Origin of the sequence: Devosia subaequoris (genome assembly GCF_014197055.1) — a bacterium.
In the GTDB taxonomy this organism is placed as follows: domain Bacteria; phylum Pseudomonadota; class Alphaproteobacteria; order Rhizobiales; family Devosiaceae; genus Devosia; species Devosia subaequoris.
In genome coordinates, this window is the sequence record NZ_JACIEW010000001.1 from 169,013 (window position 1) to 188,933 (window position 19,921).

Annotated in this window: 16 protein-coding genes; 6 read left to right on the top strand and 10 right to left on the bottom strand. The window is 60.6% G+C overall.

The genetic code is table 11. The annotated features are described in order from the left end of the window. Positions 1-56 precede the first annotated feature (56 nt). The 4 genes from GGR20_RS00845 (at position 57) to hflX (ending at position 5,626) form a co-directional block, all read left to right on the top strand. A complete protein-coding gene (locus GGR20_RS00845; RefSeq protein ID WP_183309352.1) occupies positions 57-2,432 on the top strand; it encodes an ATP-binding protein in 2,376 nt (791 codons plus the stop codon). Then, positions 2,433-3,815, top strand: a complete 1,383-nt coding sequence (ntrX, locus tag GGR20_RS00850) for a nitrogen assimilation response regulator NtrX (protein WP_183309353.1) — start codon at positions 2,433-2,435, stop codon at positions 3,813-3,815. It abuts the gene before it with no gap. Between the two features lie 183 nt (positions 3,816-3,998). Next, positions 3,999-4,250, top strand: coding sequence for an RNA chaperone Hfq (gene hfq, locus GGR20_RS00855; protein WP_104894367.1), 252 nt, complete (start codon positions 3,999-4,001; stop codon positions 4,248-4,250). 8 nt (positions 4,251-4,258) lie between these two features. Beyond that, positions 4,259-5,626 carry a GTPase HflX gene (hflX, locus tag GGR20_RS00860; protein ID WP_183309354.1) on the top strand — a complete coding sequence of 456 codons (1,368 nt, stop codon included), beginning with the start codon at positions 4,259-4,261 and terminating at the stop codon, positions 5,624-5,626. Here hflX and mazG read toward each other — a convergent pair. From mazG to GGR20_RS00900, 8 genes are all read right to left on the bottom strand, one after another. Beyond that, on the bottom strand, positions 5,595-6,431 hold the full coding sequence (mazG, locus tag GGR20_RS00865) for a nucleoside triphosphate pyrophosphohydrolase (protein WP_183309355.1): 837 nt from the start codon (positions 6,429-6,431) through the stop codon (positions 5,595-5,597). The genes hflX and mazG overlap by 32 nt on opposite strands. Positions 6,432-6,684: 253 nt before the next feature. Further along, positions 6,685-7,521, bottom strand: coding sequence for an MBL fold metallo-hydrolase (locus tag GGR20_RS00870; protein ID WP_183309356.1), 837 nt, complete (start codon positions 7,519-7,521; stop codon positions 6,685-6,687). Positions 7,522-7,525: 4 nt separating this feature from the next. Next, entirely contained in the window at positions 7,526-8,305 is a 780-nt protein-coding gene (locus tag GGR20_RS00875) for a TatD family hydrolase (RefSeq protein WP_183310022.1), read from the bottom strand. Positions 8,306-8,307: 2 nt separating this feature from the next. Then, positions 8,308-9,858 (bottom strand): methionine--tRNA ligase, encoded by a 1,551-nt coding sequence (metG, locus tag GGR20_RS00880; protein ID WP_183309357.1) that lies wholly within the window; start codon positions 9,856-9,858, stop codon positions 8,308-8,310. Next, a complete protein-coding gene (locus GGR20_RS00885; protein WP_183309358.1) occupies positions 9,855-10,880 on the bottom strand; it encodes a DNA polymerase III delta subunit-related protein in 1,026 nt (341 codons plus the stop codon). Before GGR20_RS00885 ends, metG begins: the two co-directional genes overlap by 4 nt. Then, on the bottom strand, positions 10,877-11,563 hold the full coding sequence (gene tmk, locus GGR20_RS00890) for a dTMP kinase (protein WP_183309359.1): 687 nt from the start codon (positions 11,561-11,563) through the stop codon (positions 10,877-10,879). Before tmk ends, GGR20_RS00885 begins: the two co-directional genes overlap by 4 nt. A gap of 155 nt (positions 11,564-11,718) precedes the next feature. Further along, positions 11,719-12,861, bottom strand: coding sequence for a serine hydrolase (locus tag GGR20_RS00895; RefSeq protein ID WP_253560048.1), 1,143 nt, complete (start codon positions 12,859-12,861; stop codon positions 11,719-11,721). Positions 12,862-12,924: 63 nt separating this feature from the next. Beyond that, complete coding sequence (locus GGR20_RS00900; RefSeq protein ID WP_253560044.1) at positions 12,925-13,971, bottom strand: septal ring lytic transglycosylase RlpA family protein; 1,047 nt, start codon at positions 13,969-13,971, stop codon at positions 12,925-12,927. Between the two features lie 272 nt (positions 13,972-14,243). On the opposite strand from GGR20_RS00900, the gene metH reads away from it, so the two are divergent. After that, positions 14,244-18,011: a methionine synthase gene (gene metH / locus GGR20_RS00905; protein ID WP_183309361.1), complete on the top strand. Its 3,768-nt coding sequence runs from the start codon at positions 14,244-14,246 to the stop codon at positions 18,009-18,011. 12 nt (positions 18,012-18,023) lie between these two features. After that, on the top strand, positions 18,024-18,368 hold the full coding sequence (locus GGR20_RS00910) for a P-loop NTPase family protein (RefSeq protein ID WP_183309362.1): 345 nt from the start codon (positions 18,024-18,026) through the stop codon (positions 18,366-18,368). Between the two features lie 83 nt (positions 18,369-18,451). Here the strand turns inward: GGR20_RS00910 and GGR20_RS00915 are convergent, their stop codons facing one another. Beyond that, the gene (locus GGR20_RS00915; RefSeq protein ID WP_183309363.1) at positions 18,452-19,000 is read right to left on the bottom strand and encodes a DUF1643 domain-containing protein; all 549 of its coding nucleotides are present in this window, start codon (positions 18,998-19,000) and stop codon (positions 18,452-18,454) included. Then, positions 18,997-19,899, bottom strand: a complete 903-nt coding sequence (gene folD, locus GGR20_RS00920) for a bifunctional methylenetetrahydrofolate dehydrogenase/methenyltetrahydrofolate cyclohydrolase FolD (RefSeq protein ID WP_183309364.1) — start codon at positions 19,897-19,899, stop codon at positions 18,997-18,999. Before folD ends, GGR20_RS00915 begins: the two co-directional genes overlap by 4 nt. Positions 19,900-19,921: the final 22 nt, after the last annotated feature.

Consider the following 19,921-nt stretch of genomic DNA (forward strand, 5'->3'; position numbering starts at 1 on the left):
GCTTCGCTTTCCCCATGGTTCTGCTCCTACATGAAGGCTCTCGACGAGCCCCGTAGGTGACAACCATTATCGTCGAAGCGGAGGAAACTACGCAGCCTATGGCCGACTTGGTCTCAGCCAACGAACATCAAGGCGCCCCTGCCGCCGGCGAATCGCCGGCCGGGCGGCGTGGGCTGTTGCGCATTCAGCAGAACCATTCTCTGCGCGTACTCGGCTTTGTCGTGGTGTTTGCCTCGGTGCTGATGTCGTCGGCGTCCTTCTTCATTCTCTCCGGCGTCACCAATATCGAACCCTCGCCAACGGTATGGACTGTCATCTGGGTGGTCACCGGTCTCCTGGTGCTGCTGGTGATTGCTCTGGTGGTGACCGAAGCCGTGCTGCTGTTCCAGGCACGACTACGCGGCGTGCCCGGTGCAGGGCTGCAGGTGCGGATGGTGGCGATGTTCGCCTTTGTGGCGGCTGTCCCTGCGGCCCTTGTCGCCGTGGTGGCGACCATTGCACTCAACCAGGGGCTGGATCAGTGGTTCTCCGAGCGGACGCGGGCGATGGTGGAAAGTTCGCGACTAGTGGCCCGGTCCTACATGCTCGAACATGCCCAGGTGCTGCGGGACGACATTATCTGGGTGGCGACCGAATTGGAGCAGGCGCGCGAGACTTATGAGGAAGAACCGGTTCGGTTCGAACGGATCCTGACGGCCCTTGCGGTGACGCGTTCGCTGCCGTTTACGGCGCTGATCGACAGGTCCGGCGAGACGCTGATGCGCGCGCAGATCAACGTCGCCGGGGCCTATCCCAAATTGCCGGCCGGGGTAACTGATGGCGTGGTCGAGGGAATACCAACCCCGATTGCACCGGGGTCGACCCAGTTTGTGGGATCAGTGGTCAAACTGCGTGGCTATGACGAGACCTTTCTGTTCGTGGCGCGTCCGGTCGATGCAGAAGTACTTGAATACATGCGTTTAACCGATGAGAACATCACGGAATATCGAGAGTACGCCTCCAGCCGGTTAGTGTTCCAGATTACCTTCACCATCATGTATGTGGGGCTGGCTGTGGTGCTGCTGCTGGCCGCGCTCTGGATCGGTATCGCACTGGCCAATCGCTTCGTCGACCCGATCAGAAACCTGATGATCGCGTCGCGCCGGGTGAGTTCGGGCGATCTGGATGTACAAGTACCGGTACAGGAGGGTAGGGGCGATTTGCGGGATTTGTCCAATGGCTTTAACCGCATGACGCAGCAGCTCAAGACGCAACGGCTGGACCTGCTCAAGGCCAATGAAGTCAATGAGAAACGCCGTCAGTTTACCGAGGCGGTGGTGGAGGGCGTGTCCGCCGGCATTATTGGACTGGATCCCTATGGGGCGGTGACGCTGGTCAATGCGCGCGCCTGTGAAATGCTCGGCCGTACAGAAATCGAGCTGATGGGCGAACCAATGGACAAGATCATGCCCGAACTCGCGGCAACGCTGGACAAGGCGAAGTCGGCCCGACGCGGTCAGGTGCGGGACCAGATCCAGCTTGGCAATGAGACGGACCGGCGCATCTATCAGGTACAGCTGACGCGCGAAGGCTCGATCACCGAATCCAAGGGCTATGTGCTGACCTTTGACGATATCACCGACCTCGAATCGGCGCAGCGGACCAGTGCCTGGGCCGATGTCGCGCGCCGTATTGCCCATGAGATTAAGAACCCGCTGACGCCGATTCAGCTTTCGGCAGAGCGTTTGCGCCGACGCTATGGCAGCAAGCTCGAAGACGATCGCGATGTGTTCGACAAATGCATCAACACCATTGTGCGCCAGGTTGGCGATATCGGCCGGATGGTTGATGAATTCTCGGCTTTCGCGCGCATGCCGGAATCGGTTCCCGAGACCGCCGATCTGAGCGATGTAATCCGCCAGGCGGTGTTCCTGGAAAGTGTGCGCCTGCCCGAGGTCAACATCAATACGGTGCTGCCTGACGAGACGATCATGGCTTGGTTCGACACGCGCCTTGTCAGCCAGTCTCTGACCAATCTGATAAAAAATGCCGTAGAGGCCTTCGAGGGCATCCCCCTTTCCGGAGATTGGCAGCCCACCATTACCGTGGAAGCCCATCTGGAGGGCAATCATGCCCGTGTTTCAGTGTCCGACAACGGCAAGGGGTGGCCGGCAGAAAATAGACAAAGGCTGCTCGAGCCCTATATGACAACGCGGGAGAAGGGCACGGGCCTCGGCCTTGCCATCGTCGCCCGCATCATCGAGCAGCATGGCGGAATCGTCGAGTTGATCGATGCAGAGCCTGATCCACGGGGCAGGGTGGGCGCCTGCGTCACCTTCACGCTGCCTTTGCATTCACCAGCAATGAACACCACAGAGACAGGAGCCGCGGCGGCGGACGACAATCCTGTCCAAAAGGAGGAGCCGCAATTACCCGCGGTTGTTCACAAATAAATGGCTTTGGACATTCTGATCATCGACGACGAGGACGATATCCGCGACCTGATCGCGGGGATTCTCGAGGACGAAGGCTATGAGGCGCGACAGGCCCATGATGCCGATAGCGGGCTCAACGAAATTGCGCGGCGCCGTCCGAGCCTGGTGTTTCTCGACATCTGGATGCAGGGCTCGCGGCTCGATGGGCTGCAATTGCTGGATGTGTTCCAAAGTCAGCATCCCGATATGCCGGTGGTGATGATTTCGGGCCACGGCAATGTGGAGACAGCGGTGTCGGCGATCCGACGCGGCGCCTATGACTATATCGAGAAGCCGTTCAAGATCGACCGGCTCTTGCATGTCACACAGCGGGCCATGGAAGCGACACGCCTGCGCAGCGAAGTGGCCGAGTTGAAGGAGCGTTCGGCGAGCAAGAGCCAGGAGATGGTGGGGACCTCGCCTGCCCTACAGCAGGTGCGTGGAGTGATCGAGAAGTCGGCGCCGACCAATTCGCGCATCTTCATTTCGGGACCCAGCGGGGCCGGCAAGGGGCTGGTGGCGCGTCAGATTCATCTGCGCAGTCCGCGTGCCGATTCACCGTTTGTGGAGATCAATGCCTCGCTCTACGCCCCGGAGGAAGTGCCGGTGGTGCTGTTTGGCCGCGAGGCGCGCGACAAGACCGGTCTGCTCAAGGTTGAGGTTGGGGCGCTGGAGCGGGCCCATGGCGGCACGCTCTATCTCTCGGAAGTCACCACCTTGCCGCAGCAGGTGCAGGCCGCCCTGTTGCGCACCCTGGTGGAAAACCGATTCCAGAGAGTGGGCGGCACCCAGGCGGTGCCCATCGATGTGCGCATCATCTCGTCGAGTTCGCAGAATGTGGCGGCGCAGGTGGACAGCGGCGAATTTCGTTCGGATTTGTTCCATCGCCTGTCCATTGTGCCGCTGCCTCTGACGCCGCTCAAGGAGCGTCGCGAGGATGTGCCGCCTCTGGTGTCGGTGTTCATTGAGCAAGTCTGTCGGATGCACAATCTGCAGCGGCTGAACATAGGCGATGACGCCATGGCCGTGCTGCAGGCGCAGGACTGGCCGGGTAATGCGCGGCAATTGCGCAATTCCATCGAACGACTGCTGATCCTGATGAAGGACCAGCAGCCCGATAGCGGCGTGATTACTGCCGCCATGCTGCCGTCCGACATTGGCGAGGTGCTACCCACGGTCGGCGATGCGGATGCTTCGGCGCATCTGATGAGCCTGCCGCTGCGCGACGCAAGAGAAGTATTTGAGCGGCAGTATCTGCTGGCCCAGATCGAGCGCTTTGGTGGCAATATTTCCAAGACGGCGGAGTTCGTCGGCATGGAGCGGAGCGCATTGCACCGCAAGATCAAATCGCTGGGGCTTTGAGATCCGATGACAATAGCCCTCTGCCATGCACGGTGAGCGGGTAGGCAGTTCTGCGCAACTGTGCCATAGTGACTAAGATATGATAATTCGGATCCTGGGACTGGGCGGCAGTCCCATCAGGGTACGGACGCAAGCAATTGCGACAAGAACAGCGACAATAAAGCCGCGGTAAAGAGGCCAAAAATGGCTAGCGAAAAGCAGCAAAATCTGCAGGATTCCTTCCTCAACCATGTGCGCAAGCAGAAAGTGCCCGTCACCATCTTTCTGGTGAACGGGGTCAAGCTGCAGGGCGTAATTACCTGGTTCGACAATTTCTGTCTGCTGCTGCGGCGTGACGCGCAGTCGCAACTGGTCTATAAGCACGCCATCTCAACCATCATGCCCGGCGCGCCGATCCAGTTGTTTGATCCCGAGCAGAGCACTGATCACGACTGACCGCTTAGATGCACGAATTTGACGACGAGCGGGACGCCCAACCGGGCGGCCCCAAGCCCTATATCGATCGGCAAGCCCAGCCGACACGAACCGGGCTTGTGTGTCCCGATGTGCGCGGCAAATCCAGCTATCACGATATCGATGCGCGCCAGGCCGAGTTTGAAGGCCTTGCGGGTGCAATTGCGCTCGACATCGTCTTCTCCGAGGTCGTCCGCGTGCGAGAAATTCGTCCGGCGACCTATATTGGGGCGGGCCATGTGGCCACTCTCGCCGAGAAGGTGAGGGCTGAAGATATCGAGCTTCTGCTGGTCGACGCAGCTTTGACTCCGATCCAGCAGCGCAATCTGGAGCGGGAAACCGGCACCAAGGTGCTCGACCGCACGGCGCTGATCCTGGAAATCTTCGGCGAGCGGGCGGCGACACGCGAAGGCGTGCTGCAGGTGGAACTGGCCCATCTTAATTACCAGAAGGGGCGCCTGGTGCGCTCCTGGACCCACTTGGAACGACAGAGGGGCAGCGGCGGCACCGGCTTCATGGGTGGTCCGGGCGAAACCCAGATCGAAAGTGACCGCCGCCAGATCACCGAGCGGATCGTGCTGCTTGAGGATCGGCTGGAGAAGGTCAAGAAGACGCGCGAACAGCAGCGCCGGCAGCGCACCAAGGCGCTGATTCCCGTCGTGGCACTGGTTGGCTATACCAACGCAGGAAAATCGAGCCTGTTCAATGTGTTGACTGGGGCAGGGGTGTTCGCGGAGAATCTGCTTTTCGCCACGCTGGATACGACGGTTCGCAAGATTGCCCTGCCGCATGGTCGCGAAGTGATGCTGAGCGACACTGTGGGATTCGTGGCGGATCTGCCGCACGATTTGGTGGCCGCTTTCCGTGCAACTCTGGAGGAAGTGGTGGATGCAGACGTCATTTTGCACGTACGCGACATCGCCAATCCCGATCATGCCGCGCAGGCACAGGATGTTCTTACTGTGCTCGAGGAGCTTGGTGTTTCCTCGGAGACCACGCCAATCGTCGAGGTCTGGAACAAGATCGACCTCCTTGAGGAGCCGGGACTAGCTCTGGCTTCTGCGGCGCCGGCAGGTAAGGTGGTGGCGACCATGCCGGTGTCCGCGCATAGCGGTCAGGGGCTCGATGCGCTACGGCTCAAGATCGAGCAGCTTTTGAGCGAACAGAGCCGCACCTATCACGTGCATGTGCCCCATAGCGCGGGGAGCGATATTGGCTGGCTGCACAGCAATGCGGAGGTAATTTCGCGGGACGACGCCAATGAGCAGGGCTCGGACTTCGTCGTGCGTGTCGATCCGCGGCATCGTGCAGCGTTTCTCGAGAGGTTTAACGGCCGGATTGCCGTGTCGGATCTTTAGATTTATCTTTAGAACGAATCTCGTTCCAGTAGCCATCCAGGCGGTCTAGACCGGCCGAGGCTGGCTCGACCGCGTCTTCGCGGCAACGCGCTTCGACGTAGTGGAAACGCCGCGTGAACTTGGAATTGGCGTCACGCAGCGCGGCTTCGGGGTCCACGCCAGCCTTGCGGGCCAGATTGGCGACGGCAAAGAGCAAATCGCCGATTTCCTCGCGCAAAGCACCCTCATCGCCCGAAGTTTCGGCTTCGGCAACTTCGGCCAGTTCTTCCTCAATCTTGGCGCGGACGGCCACCAGGTCGGGCCAATCGAAGCCGACCTTCGCCGCGCGCTTGGTGAGCTTTTCGGCGCGGGCGAGGGCGGGCAGCACCTGCGGCACGTCATCGAGAATAGAGGGCTCGACATCACCCTTGCGCTCGGCCTTAGCCGCCCGCTCGCGCACTTTGATGGCTTCCCATCGATCCTGCGCATCGACAGCGCCATCGGCAACCACATCACCAAAAACATGGGGATGTCGGCGGATCAGCTTTTCGGTAATAGCCTCGACGACGTCGCCGATATCAAAATGACCGGCTTCCTTGGCCATCTGGGCATGATAAATCGGCTGCAGCAGCAGATCGCCCAATTCCTCGCGCAGATCAGCAAAGTCCTCGCGTTCGATGGCGTCGGCGACTTCATAGGCTTCTTCGATGGTGTAGTGACGGATGGAGCGGAAGTCCTGCACCAGATCCCAGGGGCAGCCGCTACTCGGATCGCGCAGCGCGGCCATGATCTCAATGAGGCGGGAAATGTCTCGGGATGGCTGCATGAGGGACGGTCCAGGTGATTGGGATTCGATGCCGCACCATAGCAAAGCGTGAGGGAGGTGGCACGGCGTGCTTTGGTCATCATGAAGGGTCCGACATCTGCGAATAGGTTCTTCGCATAATATATATTATGGAACTTTTGTGTTGGTGTTTAGCGGAAGCGCCTAGGTTTTGTGCGCTTTGGAAGCACCAAATGGTTCCCACCACCCGCACTCCGGCCCTTTGAAGACACCCTCGCAACTAGGATGCCACACCTTAACGGTTGAGGATGCGACCGGTAACGACGTCGAACTGCATCCCATCAAAGGCCGGCGTGACGTTTGAAGGTGTCATGGTCTCCGTGTCGGCGTAGTCCAGATCGATGTGCATATTCGTAAGTACGGCCTGACGCGGTTGAAAACGTTCGATGAGTTCAAGCGTCTCTGGCAAGCTCAAGTGACTTGGATGCGGCGTTGGCCGCAGCGCGTCAACGATCCAGATATCGAGTTCCTGCAGGTCCGTGTGAGCGCTGGCGGGTACGGCCGAAAGATCACAGCAATAAGCCAAGCCTCCGATGCGGTAGCCAAACGCGTTGATGTCGCCATGGGCGAGATCAAAGGCCTTGATATGCAGCGTACCGCCAGGACCGTCTACTGACACGGTATCGCCGGTAGAAATTTCGTGGGCGTTGAGGATTGGCGGATAGGCGCTGCCGGGCGGCGTCGAAAAACAATAGCCAAACGCTTCGCGCAGACGCGCACCGCAATCGGCTGAAAAATAGACATCGACGCGGCGCCGGTTGTGCAGCGCCAGAACGCGAAGATCGTCGATGCCATGTGTGTGGTCGGCATGCTCATGGGTATAGAGAACGGCGTCCAACCGATCGACATGGGCGCCGAGTAATTGTTCGCGCAGGTCGGCCCCTGTGTCGATCAAAGCGCGAGTCGGGTGTTCGCCGCCATTGCGCCACCCTTCAATGAGCAGCGAACAGCGCCGCCGGCGATTGCGCGGCTCATGGGGATCGCAGGCGCCCCAGACATTGCCGATGCGTGGCACGCCACCGGATGACCCGCAGCCCAATATGGTCGCGATGATCCGGTCGGGCGCGGCCATGGCTCTATCTCACGCCAGTCTTCGAAAAAAGGCGACCGAAATTGGCGGTGGATTCCGCTCCAAGCTGTTCGAGCGAAATGCCGCGGATATCGGACAGTTTCTCTGCGGTATGGCGCACATAGCTGGGTTCATTGGACTGACCGCGATGCGGGATCGGGGCCAGATAAGGTGCATCAGTTTCAACCAGATAGCGGTCGGACGGGACTATTCTGGCGACCTCGCGGATTTCCTCGGCATTTTTGAAAGTGATGATTCCCGAGAAAGATACATAACCGCCAAGGGCCAGGGCGCGCTGCGCTAGGTCCATGCCGGCCGTGAAGCAATGCAGGACAAATGGGAAGGCCCCCTGCCCGGCTTCTTCCTCAAGGATAGCTGCCATGTCGTCATCGGCCTGGCGGCTGTGGATAACCAGTGGAAGACCGGTGATGCGCGCCGCGGCAATATGGCGACGCAAACCGGTGGCCTGCGCCTCGCGTGGCGCGTTATCGTAGAAAAAGTCGAGGCCGGCTTCGCCGATGGCAACACAGCGCGGATGGGCACTTAGCCGGACAAGTTCATCCACTTCTATATGCAATTCTTCATGCGCATTATGCGGATGCGTGCCGACCGAGCACCAGACGTTCTCATAACGTTCCGCCAGCTCGGCATAAGTGGAAAAGTTTTCCACTCTTGTGGAAATCGTCACCATTCCGGTCACGCCAGCGGTCGCCGCGCGCGCCATTACGCCGTCCAGATCGCTGGACAAGGCTTCGAAGTCGAGGTGGCAATGGCTGTCGATCAGCATGGTCATTCAGTCGGTTTTTCGAGCCGTGCGAACACGCCCTGGGGTGCCGGCAGCTCAGAATTCGTTAGCAGACTGTTAGCTTTGACGGCAGCATCAAGCGTGCGCTCGCCAACTGGCACATCAAGCTGGTCGAGCAGCCGCGCGGCCGAGGCGGGCACGAAGGCCAACATGGGTATTGCCATGCGGCGCACAGTGTCTGCAGTCACATAGAGGACTGTGGCCATGCGGACCGGATCAGTCTTTTTGAGTGCCCAAGGTTCCTGGGCCGCGAAATAGTTATTGGCCGAACTCAGCGCGCCGATGATGGCGCCGGTCGCCTCGTGGACAAGCTGCTGGTCCATGGCCTTCTGGGCGACGGCAATGGCTTCGGTGACCTCGGCGATGATGGCCTTGTCTGCATCGGTCAGTTCGCCCAGTTCAGGCACCCTGCCCCCGCAGTTCTTGTTGATCATCGACAGCGAGCGCTGCGCCAGATTGCCCAGATTGTTGGCGAGGTCCGCATTGACGCGATTGACCAGCTTTTCGTGGCTATAGTCCCCATCGCTGCCGAAGGAGACTTCGCGAAGGAAGAAATACCGCACGGCGTCCTGGCCGAAGGTTTCGACAAGAGCGAAGGGGTCGATGACATTGCCAAGCGACTTGCTCATCTTCTGACCGTCGACCGTGAGGAAGCCATGCGCGAACACGCGATGCTGGACGTCGAGACCGGCGCTCATCAGGAAGGCTGGCCAGTATACGGTATGGAAGCGGATGATGTCCTTGCCGATGACATGCAGGTCCGCCGGCCAGAATTTCTTGAACAGCTCGTTGTCTTCGTCAGGATAACCAAGGCCTGTGATGTAGTTGGTCAGGGCGTCGACCCAGACATACATGACATGGCCTTCGGCGCCAGGCACGGGAATGCCCCAGTCAAAGGTGGTGCGCGAGATGGACAGGTCCTGCAGCCCGCTTTTGACGAATGAGATGATTTCATTTCGCCGCTCCTTGGGAGCGATGAAATCGGGATTGGCCTCGTAAAGGTCGAGCAGTTTCTGTTGATAGGCGGAGAGGCGGAAGAAATAGGTCGGTTCTTCGACCCATTCGACCTCGGCGCCGGACGGCGCGAAGCGCTTGCCGTCCTTTTCGGTCAGCTCGCTCTCATCGAAATAGGCTTCATCGCGCACCGAGTACCAGCCCTTGTAGGTGGACTGGAAAATGTCGCCATTGCTGCTGTCGGCCATTTTCTTCCAGATGGCCTGAGACGCTTCATGGTGGCGATGTTCGGTGGTGCGGATGAAATCGTCATTGGACAGGTTCAGCGCGGCGGCAAGCTTCTTGAAGGCGCCAGCGTTCCGGTCGGCCAATTCACGGACTGGAATGCCTTCCTTGGCGGCGGTCTGCACCATCTTGATGCCGTGCTCGTCAGTGCCGGTGAGGAAATAGACCTCTCGGCCTTCCAGACGCTTCCAGCGCGCGACGGCGTCGGTCGCGATCATCTCATAGGCGTGACCAATATGGGGCGCGCCATTGGGGTAGGAGATCGCGGTGGTGACGTAGAACGGCTTGGAGGTCATGCTGGCTCGGCAGGATTTGCAAACAGGGCGCAATGCTTCCGGATGGCGTCGAAGATGACCGCCAGCGTCTGTTTCATGTCGAGATTGACGCTGTCGGCTTCGCCCAGAAGTGCGCCTGCCTTCTCCCATAGCTCGGTGGCCGAGGCAAGCCGCGAACGCCCTGCGGGTTGCATGGCGGCTTCCCGCATCTCCTGCGCCAGCCAGTCGTTGAGAATTTCGCGGGCAAAAGACATGTCCGGCCCTTGCGCATCGGCGCCCAGTGCATCAGCAAGCTGGATCTGTGCGGCAACCGGCATGCGTTCGGGCCCCTGCAGCCAAGCAAGCAATGCGCCCACCGGCGAATTTTCGCCAAGAGCCAGAGTTTCAAAAGCGCGACGTGGCCGACCTCCGGCGAGTTGCACGGCCCGGTCCAGTGTCTCGGCATCCAGATCAGGTTGGCTGCTGCTGACAACGGCTCTCACCAGATCGTCCGACAGGCCGCGCATAGCCAGGTTCTGGCAGCGCGAGCGAATAGTGGGCAGCAACTGGCCCGGACGATGTGAGATGAGCAGGAACGTGGTGTCGGTCGGCGGCTCTTCTAGCGTCTTGAGCAGTGCATTGGCTGCAGAAGGATTGCACTCATCGATGCTGTCGAGAATGGCGATCCGATGCCCGGCCCGGCCCCTGGTGTGCTGGAGGGTTTCGCGCAGCTCGCGGATATCTTCAACGCGGATGACGGAATAATAGCCCTTGGCATCCTTGGATCGCCGGCGGAGCAGCGCCAGATTGGGGTGGGAGACGGCCGCTACCTGTTCGCGGACGCGTTTGGGGTCTTCGTCGCCAGTGGCGGTCAGAATGGCAGAGGCAAGTTCAAAGGCCAATGTGGCCTTACCAATACCCTGTGGCCCCTGCAACATGATGGCGCCGGGGAGCCGGTGTTCGGCCAATTGGGTCAGAACGGTCGTTCGCGCCGCATCATGACCGATGGCTATCTGGCGCTGTTCGGGCAGCGGCAGGTCGGGGAGAGCGGCGGGATCAGTCACGCGACCGGCCCGTCCTGAAGTTCAGAGAAGCGAGCACTGACAACGTCCCAAATGGCAGTCTCGAGTGCCTCTTCATCCTGCTCGGCAGAAATCACGACGCACCGGTCGGTATTGTGTCGGGCGATGTCGAGGAAGTTTTCGCGCAGGCGCTGGTGCCAATCCAGTTCCTCCTTCTCGAAGCGATCGCCGGTCAGTTGCAGGCCATCTTCAACGGCACGCTGCGCGACGCGCCGGAAGGCGATGGCCGGATCCATATCGAGGACGATGGTCAAGTCGGGGGTGTGGCCGTCCAGGGCAAGATTTTCCAGTGCGTCGATGAGCTTGTCGTCGACTCCGCCCGTCAGGCCCTGATAGGCGCGAGTGGAATCGCAGAAGCGGTCGGAAATGACCCAGGTGCCCTTTTCCAGATTGGGTGCGATAAGTTGATTGACGTGATCAAGCCGGGCGGCAGCAAACAGCACGGCTTCCGAACCAGCACCCCAGGATTCGGAGCGACCCTGGAGGATGAAGGAACGGATTGCTTCGGCCTTGGGCGTGCCGCCGGGTTCACGGGTGCGCACCGCCTCGATGGCGTGAATGGCAAGATTGTTGAGAAGACGTCGAACCTGGGTCGACTTGCCGACCCCTTCGCCGCCTTCGAAGGTGATGAAGCGGGCTGGGCGTCGATTTGGCGCTTCGAGCATGGGCAGGCTGATTCCTTGGTCCGGCTTTCTTTTAGGACACCTGCTCGCATGGGAAAAGGGATGAGCGGGGTTTGCTCGCCGTTCGACCATGGGTCTCGTGGCCCCTGGGTCTTGAATTGATCCGTCGGACCAGTTTTGCCGCCGCGCGGTAAGGCTCAGAGCCAGCCCAGAGCGAGCTGTTTCAGCGCATCGGTGGCGCGGCGGATCAGATCGCCCTGGCCGACACTTTCGACGGCGTAGAGGGGCGCGGCTTGCACAAGCTGGTCGTTGCAGAAGACCCTGAGTTCGGCAATCCGGTCGCCCTGGCGCACCGGCGGCAAGAGCGGAGCTTCGTAGTTGACCGTGGCCGAAAGGCATTGGCGCGAGCCGCGCGGCAGGTAGAGCGCGATTTCGCCCTGCCCAACCAGGCCTACATTGGGGCTGACGCCACCGTAAACGTCGGCATAGGCGACGATCTGACCCTCAGCGTATGGGGTAAAGCGCTCAAAGGCGCGGGCGCCCCAGGTGAGCAGCTTCCTGGCCTCTTCAGTGCGCTCGCGCATCGAGGTGAGGCCATGGACGACAGCTATGAGGCGGCGGTCGCCCCGATCGGTTGAGGTCACCGATCCGTAACCGGCCGCTTCCGTATGACCGGTCTTGAGACCATCCACGCCTATTCCCATTTCAACGAGCGAGTTGCGATTGGCCTGATTGATGCCATTCCACTCCATCGACGGCTCGGAGAAGTAGTGATAATACTCGGGAAATTCGCGGATCAGATAGCGGCCGAGTTCAGCCAGGTCGCGCGCGCTCGAATACATGTCTGGGTCGGGCAGGCCCACGGGATTGGTGAAATAGGACTGCTCGAGCCCAATTTCCCCAGCCAGCTCGTTCATCATCAGTGCGAAGGTGGATTCGGAACCAGCGATGCCCTCGGCCAGTACGATCGATGCGTCGTTCCCCGACTGGATGATGACTGAGCGCACGAGGTCTTCGACCCGGATTTGAGAATTGAGTTCGGCGAACATGGTGGAGCCACCGGAGGCCGCGCCGCCCGTGCGCCAGGCATGTTCGGAAACGAAAAACTCGTCGTCCAGGCTCACCCGCCCTGCCCTGATTTCATTGAAAACGACCGCCAGCGTCATCAGCTTGGCCATTGAGGCAGGCTCGAGGGCGGCGTCCGCGTTCTTCTGAAAAATGACCGTGCCGGACTCGTAGTCCATCAGTACGGCGAACTTTGCCTTGGTATCGAATTCGGCCTGGGCCAGCGCCGCTCCGGCGAGTGACAGGACGGCAAATATGGCGATCAGCAGTCTCACGACGCATTTCCCTTGCGATTGCGATATCGACGCCGAGATCATCGCGGCGCAATATAGACGCAATTAATAGAGAATTGCGTCAGTCAGGCCAAGGTCTTGGGCAAGATCAAGCGCATCCTGACTTGTTGCTCCCGCCTTGAGGTGGGTTAATGTCAGCCTGGTGGCGGGGCGGCCATTGATCGAGACCGGCTCCTCGGTGACCGCGCCGAGGCGGGCAAAGTCTTGTGCCAGCGCCGCCGCGTTGTCCGGATCGGCAAAGATGCCGAGCGCGAGACGTATCTTGCGTGTGTCAGCATCCACCGAGCCCGCCCAATCGGCCAGGTCGGCATTGCCGTTTGCCATGGCATTGGCGGCAGCATGGGCCGAGCCGACGGCGGCGTCGAGTTCCTGAGGCGAGGCATCCACGTAGGAGAACAGGCCGGAAATAAAGTTGGTGGTCATGCCGACAAGGCTGCGATTGCTCTGCCCGCCGGAGCTGGCGACGCGGATCGGGCCGCTGTTGTCGTCGGCGGGGCCGTTATAGCTGGCCACCAGCATGCGGGTGTCATCGCCTTCCAGCGGAGCCTGGCCAACATATTCGACCTGCACACTGGTCGAGCCCTTGTTGACATAGCCCAGCATGGAGGCAGCCCGATGGCTCAGGTCGATAATACGGCCGGAGACGTACGGCCCGCGATCATTGACGCGGACGATCAGTGAGCGGCCATTGGCAGTGTTCGTGACACGCACATAGGACGGAAGCGGCAACGTCGGATGGGCGGCGGTGATGGCATTGGCGGAAAAAATCTCGCCATTGGCGGTTTTCCGGCCATGGAAGTCCGAACCGTACCAGGAAGCCGACCCGGAGGCAGAATAGCTGGGATCGTGCTTGGGCACATAGGTCTTGCCACGCACCGTGTATGGCTTACCGATCTGATATCGACCTCCACCCTTGGGCGGGTTCGGATTGGAGGTGACGCGTGGCGAAACGGCGACGCCATATTCGCTCGAGGTAAATGCGGCGCGCTTGACGGTAGCGCCGAGATTGCCAGTAGCACAGGCGGCCAGCGAGGGGGCGATCAGGGCGGCCAGGGCAATGGCTCGGACGGCGCTGCGCCAGGTGGTCGTCACGATACGCAATACTCTACATGAACAGAACTTTTCCGACCGAAGGATAGCCACTTTGAGCGGCGCCTGACAGAAACGAACAATTTTACGGTTTAGGGGAAGTTAAGACCAATGAACCGTTACGTTGCCGATGGAGATTGTTGGCGTTTTCTCCATTGAACCTGCGACGCAGAAAGGAATGTCAGCCAGCGCGGGTTGACTGATATAAAGATATCTTTATGTGATGACGCAGCGCTGATAGAGTGCCCGCCTATTGCAAGAAAGTGAGGAAGGCGATGAGCCCCTCCCCCGACCGGAAATCCGACTCGCCCATCATTCCCGACTGGAACGAGGTCCGCACAGCGCTGGCCAGCGCCATGGAGGAGCGTATTCTGGTCCTGGACGGCGCCATGGGCACGATGATCCAGCGCCTCGGACTGACCGAAGAGAACTTTCAGGGCGAGCGGTTCAGGGATTGGAGCCACCCGCTCAAGGGCAATAACGACCTGCTGGTGCTCACCGAGCCGAAAATGATCGAGGACATTCACCTCGAGTACTATCTTGCCGGGGCCGATATCGTCGAAACCAACACATTCTCGGCGACATCGGTCGCGCAGGCGGACTATGCCTGCGAAGAGGCGGTGTACGACATCAACTATCACGGGGTTCTTTGCGCGCGCCGCGCGGCCATCCGGGCCGAGGAGAAGGACGGCCGCCGCCGTTTCGTCGCCGGGGCGCTTGGACCGACCAACAAGACCTCGTCCATGTCCACGGACGTCAACAGTCCCGGTCATCGGGCCATTTCCTTCGATGAGCTGGTCGAGGCCTATGGCGAGGCTATTCGCGGTCTGGTCGATGCCGGCGCGGACCTGCTGCTGTTCGAGACCATTACCGACACGCTCAATACCAAGGCCGGCATTTTTGCCGCGCAGCGCCTGTTCGAAGAGCGCGGTATCGACGTGCCGATCATGATTTCAGGGACGATCACCGATTTGAGTGGCCGCACCTTGTCGGGGCAGACGCCGACAGCGTTCTGGTATTCGATCCGGCATGCCAATCCGATCACCATCGGGCTCAATTGTGCCCTGGGCGCCGATCTGATGCGGGACCACATCTCCGAGCTGTCGTCGGTCGCCGACACTTTTATCTGCGCCTATCCCAATGCGGGGCTGCCCAATGAAATGGGCGCCTATGACGAGACACCGGAGCAGATGGCCGGGCAATTGGAGACATTTGCCAGCGAGGGACTGCTGAACATTGTGGGCGGGTGCTGCGGTTCGACCCCTGACCATATCCGGGCAATTGCCGAGACCGCCGCGCGTTATGCGCCGCGCAAGGTGCCCAATGCCGAGCGGCTGCTGCGCCTGTCCGGGCTGGAGCCGTTCACGCTCACCAAGGACATTCCCTTCGTCAATATCGGCGAACGCACCAATGTCACCGGCTCGGCCCGGTTCCGCAAGCTGATCACGGCGGGGGACTACACCGCTGCGCTGGAGGTCGCCCGGGACCAGGTGTCCAATGGCGCCCAGGTCATCGACATCAACATGGATGAGGGCCTGATCGACAGCCAGCAGGTGATGATCGAATTCCTCAACCTGCTTGCCGCGGAGCCCGATATCGCCAAGGTTCCCCTGATGATCGATAGCTCCAAATGGGAGGTGATCGAGGCGGGCCTGAAATGCGTGCAGGGCAAGGCGCTGGTCAACTCGATCTCGCTCAAGGAAGGCGAAGAAGCCTTCATTCATCATGCGCGGCTGGTGAAGGCCTATGGCGCGGCCGTGGTGGTGATGGCGTTCGACGAAACCGGACAGGCCGACACCAAGGATCGCAAGGTCGAAATCTGCGCCCGGGCATACAAGATCCTGACCGAGGTCGTCGGCCTGCCGCCGGAAGACATCATTTTCGACCCCAATGTGTTCGCCGTCGCAACGGGCATTGAAGAGCACAACAATTACGGCGTCGATTTTCTCGAAGCCACCAAGGAAATCACCGACAGCCTGCCCCATGTGCACATTTCAGGCGGCATCTCCAATCTCAGCTTCTCGTTCCGCGGCAATGAACCGGTGCGGGAGGCGATGCACGCGGTGTTTTTGTACTATGCCATCCAGAATGGCATGGACATGGGCATCGTCAATGCCGGCCAGCTGGCGGTCTATGAGACCATCGACAAGGAACTGCGCGACGCCTGCGAGGATGTGATCCTCAACCGGCGCGCGGATTCGACCGACCGCATGCTGGACCTGGCCGAACGCTACAAGGGCCAGGGCGGCGGTGCCGGCAAGGCCAAGGACATGAGCTGGCGCGAATTGCCGGTGGGCGAGCGCATTACCCATGCGTTGGTCAACGGCGTGACCGAGTTCATCGAGGCCGACACCGAAGAAGCACGCCAGACATTCGCTCGACCGCTGCATGTGATCGAAGGTCCGCTGATGGCCGGGATGAACGTGGTGGGCGACCTGTTCGGCTCGGGCAAGATGTTCCTGCCGCAGGTGGTGAAGTCGGCCCGCGTGATGAAGCAGGCCGTGGCCTATCTGATGCCCTTCATGGAGGCCGAGAAGGACGCCAATGGCGATGCCGCCGGACGCAAGAGCGCCGGCAAGGTGCTGATGGCGACCGTAAAGGGTGACGTGCACGATATCGGCAAGAACATTGTTGGCGTTGTGCTGAGTTGCAACAATTACGAGATCATCGACCTGGGCGTCATGGTGCCGTCCCAGAAGATTTTGGAGACGGCCAAGGCGGAGAATGTCGATATCATAGGCCTCTCCGGTCTTATCACGCCCTCGCTGGACGAGATGGTGCATGTTGCTTCGGAAATGGAGCGCGAAGGGTTCGACATACCCCTTCTGATCGGCGGAGCGACGACCAGCCGCGTGCATACCGCTGTAAAGATCCATCCGCGCTATGCGCGTGGACAGGCAGTGCATGTCAATGACGCCAGCCGCGCCGTAGGCGTGGTCTCGAACCTGCTTTCAGATGAGACCAAGGCGACGTTCATCGAGCAGGTCCGGGCCGAATATGCCAAGGCGACCGCCGCGCACGAGCGGGCCGAGTCTGAAAAACGCCGGCTGCCGCTGGAAACGGCCCGCAGCAATGCGTTCAAGCCCGACTGGTCGGAGTATACGCCCCCTGCCCCCAGCTTCCTGGGCACTCGCAGCTTTACCGATTTCGATCTAGCGGAGCTGGCGCGCTACATTGACTGGACGCCGTTCTTCCAGACCTGGGAGTTGAAGGGTCGATATCCGGCAATCTTGAACGATGAGAAGCAGGGCGAAGCGGCGCGGGCCCTGTGGGCTGACGCGCAGAAGATGCTCAAGCAGATCATCGACGAAAAATGGTTTGCGCCGAAGGCCGTGCTCGGCTTCTGGCCGGCCAACGCCGTGGGTGACGATGTGCGCCTGTTCACCGATGAGGATCGCCAGAGCGAGTTGGCTACGTTCTTCACGTTGCGCCAGCAATTGAGCAAGCGTGATGGCAAGCCAAACATGGCGCTCGCCGATTTCGTGGCGCCGGCAGACAGCGGAAAGCCCGACTATATTGGCGGTTTTGTGGTGACGGCGGGGATCGAGGAAGTGGCGATAGCCGAGCGCTTCGAGCGCGCCAATGACGATTATTCGTCAATTCTCGTGAAGGCGCTGGCCGACCGATTTGCCGAGGCCATGGCCGAATACATGCACGAGCGGGTGCGAAAGGACTATTGGGGATATGCCCCCGATGAGACCCTGTCGCCTGACGAACTGGTTGGCGAGCCCTATCAGGGCATCCGCCCGGCGCCCGGCTATCCGGCCCAACCGGACCACACTGAAAAGACCACCCTTTTCAGCCTGCTCGACGCGGAGAAAAGTGTGGGCGTGAGCCTGACCGAGAGCTATGCGATGTGGCCGGGTTCATCGGTCTCGGGCATCTATATGAGCCATCCCGATTCCTACTATTTCGGCGTGGCAAAGGTGGAGCGCGACCAGGTGCTCGATTATGCCCAGCGCAAGGGCATGGAGGTGGAAGAGGTCGAGCGCTGGCTGGCGCCGATCCTGAACTACATTCCCGGTCGGGCCGCGGCAGAATGATCGGTAACAACCATGTCACAAATTGATCCCATCCCTGTGACGTTGATTTCTGACCCCGGCAGCCTGGTTCCGCTCGACGGCGACACGGCACTGATCCGGTTGTCGGCCAATTCCGGGCATGGACACGCGGACGGCGATACCTGCGTGGCCTGCGCGGCGCAGACTGATGTGCGGGCGCTGCTCTACAACCTGCTTGAGGAGCACCGGCGGGATATGCGCCCCGCATTTTCGCGCGTGGTTGTCGATGCCAGCGCCTTGGCTGACCCGTCCCAGGTCGTGGAAGCGCTGACAGGCAAGCTGCCGGCGCAGGCGCTACGGGATCATACAGTCGCGCGGATGTTCTATTTAGCGGGTTGAAGGCAGCCGCCGAGCCTGTGGCGCCCCCCTCATCGCCTCGGCTGCGCGGAGCCACCTCTTCCCGAGGGGAAGGGAATAGTCGTCTATCCCGGAAATGGCACCAGTGGCGTGTCGGCCCTGAGATAGAGCGGGTGCTTGGGCGAGCCATCGGCATTGGTGCCGAAGCACCAGAGGTCGATGCCCTCGGCGTGCAGCGCCGCAACGATTTCCCGGCCCGCGGGGGCCAACGCCTTGTTGAGCTTGCCGTGGCAGAGGACGACACGCCCTGCCCCTCTAGCAGCTTCGCGGATCGTTGGCAGGTTGGCCGGCGATACCGCCTCCACGCCAGGCTGAACCAACATTTTGGGATGGGTGGCGCGGTAGTCGCCGACATTGCATTTGACCATGCCGGTGAAGCCCTCGCGGCGAGCAAAATTCCACTCGCGGGCGCAGGTCGGGTCATCCACGCTCGCGTCGGCGGTTGAGGGGTTCATACCGATAAAGACGATGTAGCGATCTGGAAAGGAATCGCCCAGCCAGCGCCGCATGCGCTGGCGATAGCGGCCATCCGCACTCATCATTGCGTCGCCACGCACCCCTTCTCCGAGGCGCAGGCGAACCTTGCCGCCCGGATCGTGTGCCAGATCATTCATGCCGTCAGGTCAACCGGCGGGGTAAGGCCGTTCATCAGCGAGGCGGTGGTGATGGTATTGGCCAGCAGGCAGGCTATGGTCATAGGGCCAACGCCACCGGGCACCGGTGTAATGGCGGCCGCAACTTCGGAGGCGGCGGCAAAGTCGACGTCCCCGATAAGCCGCGTCTTGCCTTCGCCTTTTTCCGGCGCAGGCATGCGATTGATACCGACATCGATGATCGTGGCGCCCGGCTTGATCCAGTCTCCCTTGACCATATTGGGGCGGCCAACGGCAGCAACCACAATATCGGCCTGACGGACGACCTCATCGAGGTTTTTGGTGCGCGAATGGGCCACGGTGACCGTGCAGTTGTCGCGCAGCAGGAGCTGCATCATCGGCTTGCCGACAAGATTGGACCGGCCAATAATGACAGCATGCTTGCCTTCGAGCGAGCCGAGTTCATCGCGCAGCAGCATGAGGCACCCGAGCGGCGTGCAGGAAACTGGCCCCGGCAGGCCGATCTGTACCTTGCCCACATTCGCGGGGGTGAAGCAGTCGACATCCTTGGCCGGATCGATGGCCTCGATGACATTGTTGGGGTCGATGTGCTTGGGCACCGGCATCTGCACAAGGATACCGTGCACGGTGGGATCGGCATTGAGCTGGTGCACGAGCGCCAGCAAATCGGCCTCTGGCGTATCGGCGGGCAATTCATGCTTGAACGAATTCATGCCGACTGCAGCGGTATGTTTCGCCTTGGACGAGACATAGACCTGGCTGGCGGGATCTTCGCCCACAATCACCACGGCAAGGCCGGGGATGATGCCGTGTTCGGACTTAAGGCGCGAAACATGGTCGGCAATGCGGCCGCGCAGATCTTCGGCAAAGCGTTTTCCGTCGATGATTTTTGCGGTCATGTCGGCCTCGATCTGTTTAACT

Coding starts and splice junctions, on each gene's coding strand:
- GGR20_RS00870 (WP_183309356.1), bottom strand. CDS start 7,521: ATGGCCGCGCCCGACCGGATCATCGCGACCATATTGGGCTGCGGGTCA.
- folD (WP_183309364.1), bottom strand. CDS start 19,899: ATGACCGCAAAAATCATCGACGGAAAACGCTTTGCCGAAGATCTGCGC.
- hflX (WP_183309354.1), top strand. CDS start 4,259: ATGCACGAATTTGACGACGAGCGGGACGCCCAACCGGGCGGCCCCAAG.
- GGR20_RS00875 (WP_183310022.1), bottom strand. CDS start 8,305: ATGCTGATCGACAGCCATTGCCACCTCGACTTCGAAGCCTTGTCCAGC.
- GGR20_RS00910 (WP_183309362.1), top strand. CDS start 18,024: ATGTCACAAATTGATCCCATCCCTGTGACGTTGATTTCTGACCCCGGC.
- ntrX (WP_183309353.1), top strand. CDS start 2,433: ATGGCTTTGGACATTCTGATCATCGACGACGAGGACGATATCCGCGAC.
- mazG (WP_183309355.1), bottom strand. CDS start 6,431: ATGCAGCCATCCCGAGACATTTCCCGCCTCATTGAGATCATGGCCGCG.
- hfq (WP_104894367.1), top strand. CDS start 3,999: ATGGCTAGCGAAAAGCAGCAAAATCTGCAGGATTCCTTCCTCAACCAT.
- metG (WP_183309357.1), bottom strand. CDS start 9,858: ATGACCTCCAAGCCGTTCTACGTCACCACCGCGATCTCCTACCCCAAT.
- metH (WP_183309361.1), top strand. CDS start 14,244: ATGAGCCCCTCCCCCGACCGGAAATCCGACTCGCCCATCATTCCCGAC.
- GGR20_RS00915 (WP_183309363.1), bottom strand. CDS start 19,000: ATGAATGATCTGGCACACGATCCGGGCGGCAAGGTTCGCCTGCGCCTC.
- tmk (WP_183309359.1), bottom strand. CDS start 11,563: ATGCTCGAAGCGCCAAATCGACGCCCAGCCCGCTTCATCACCTTCGAA.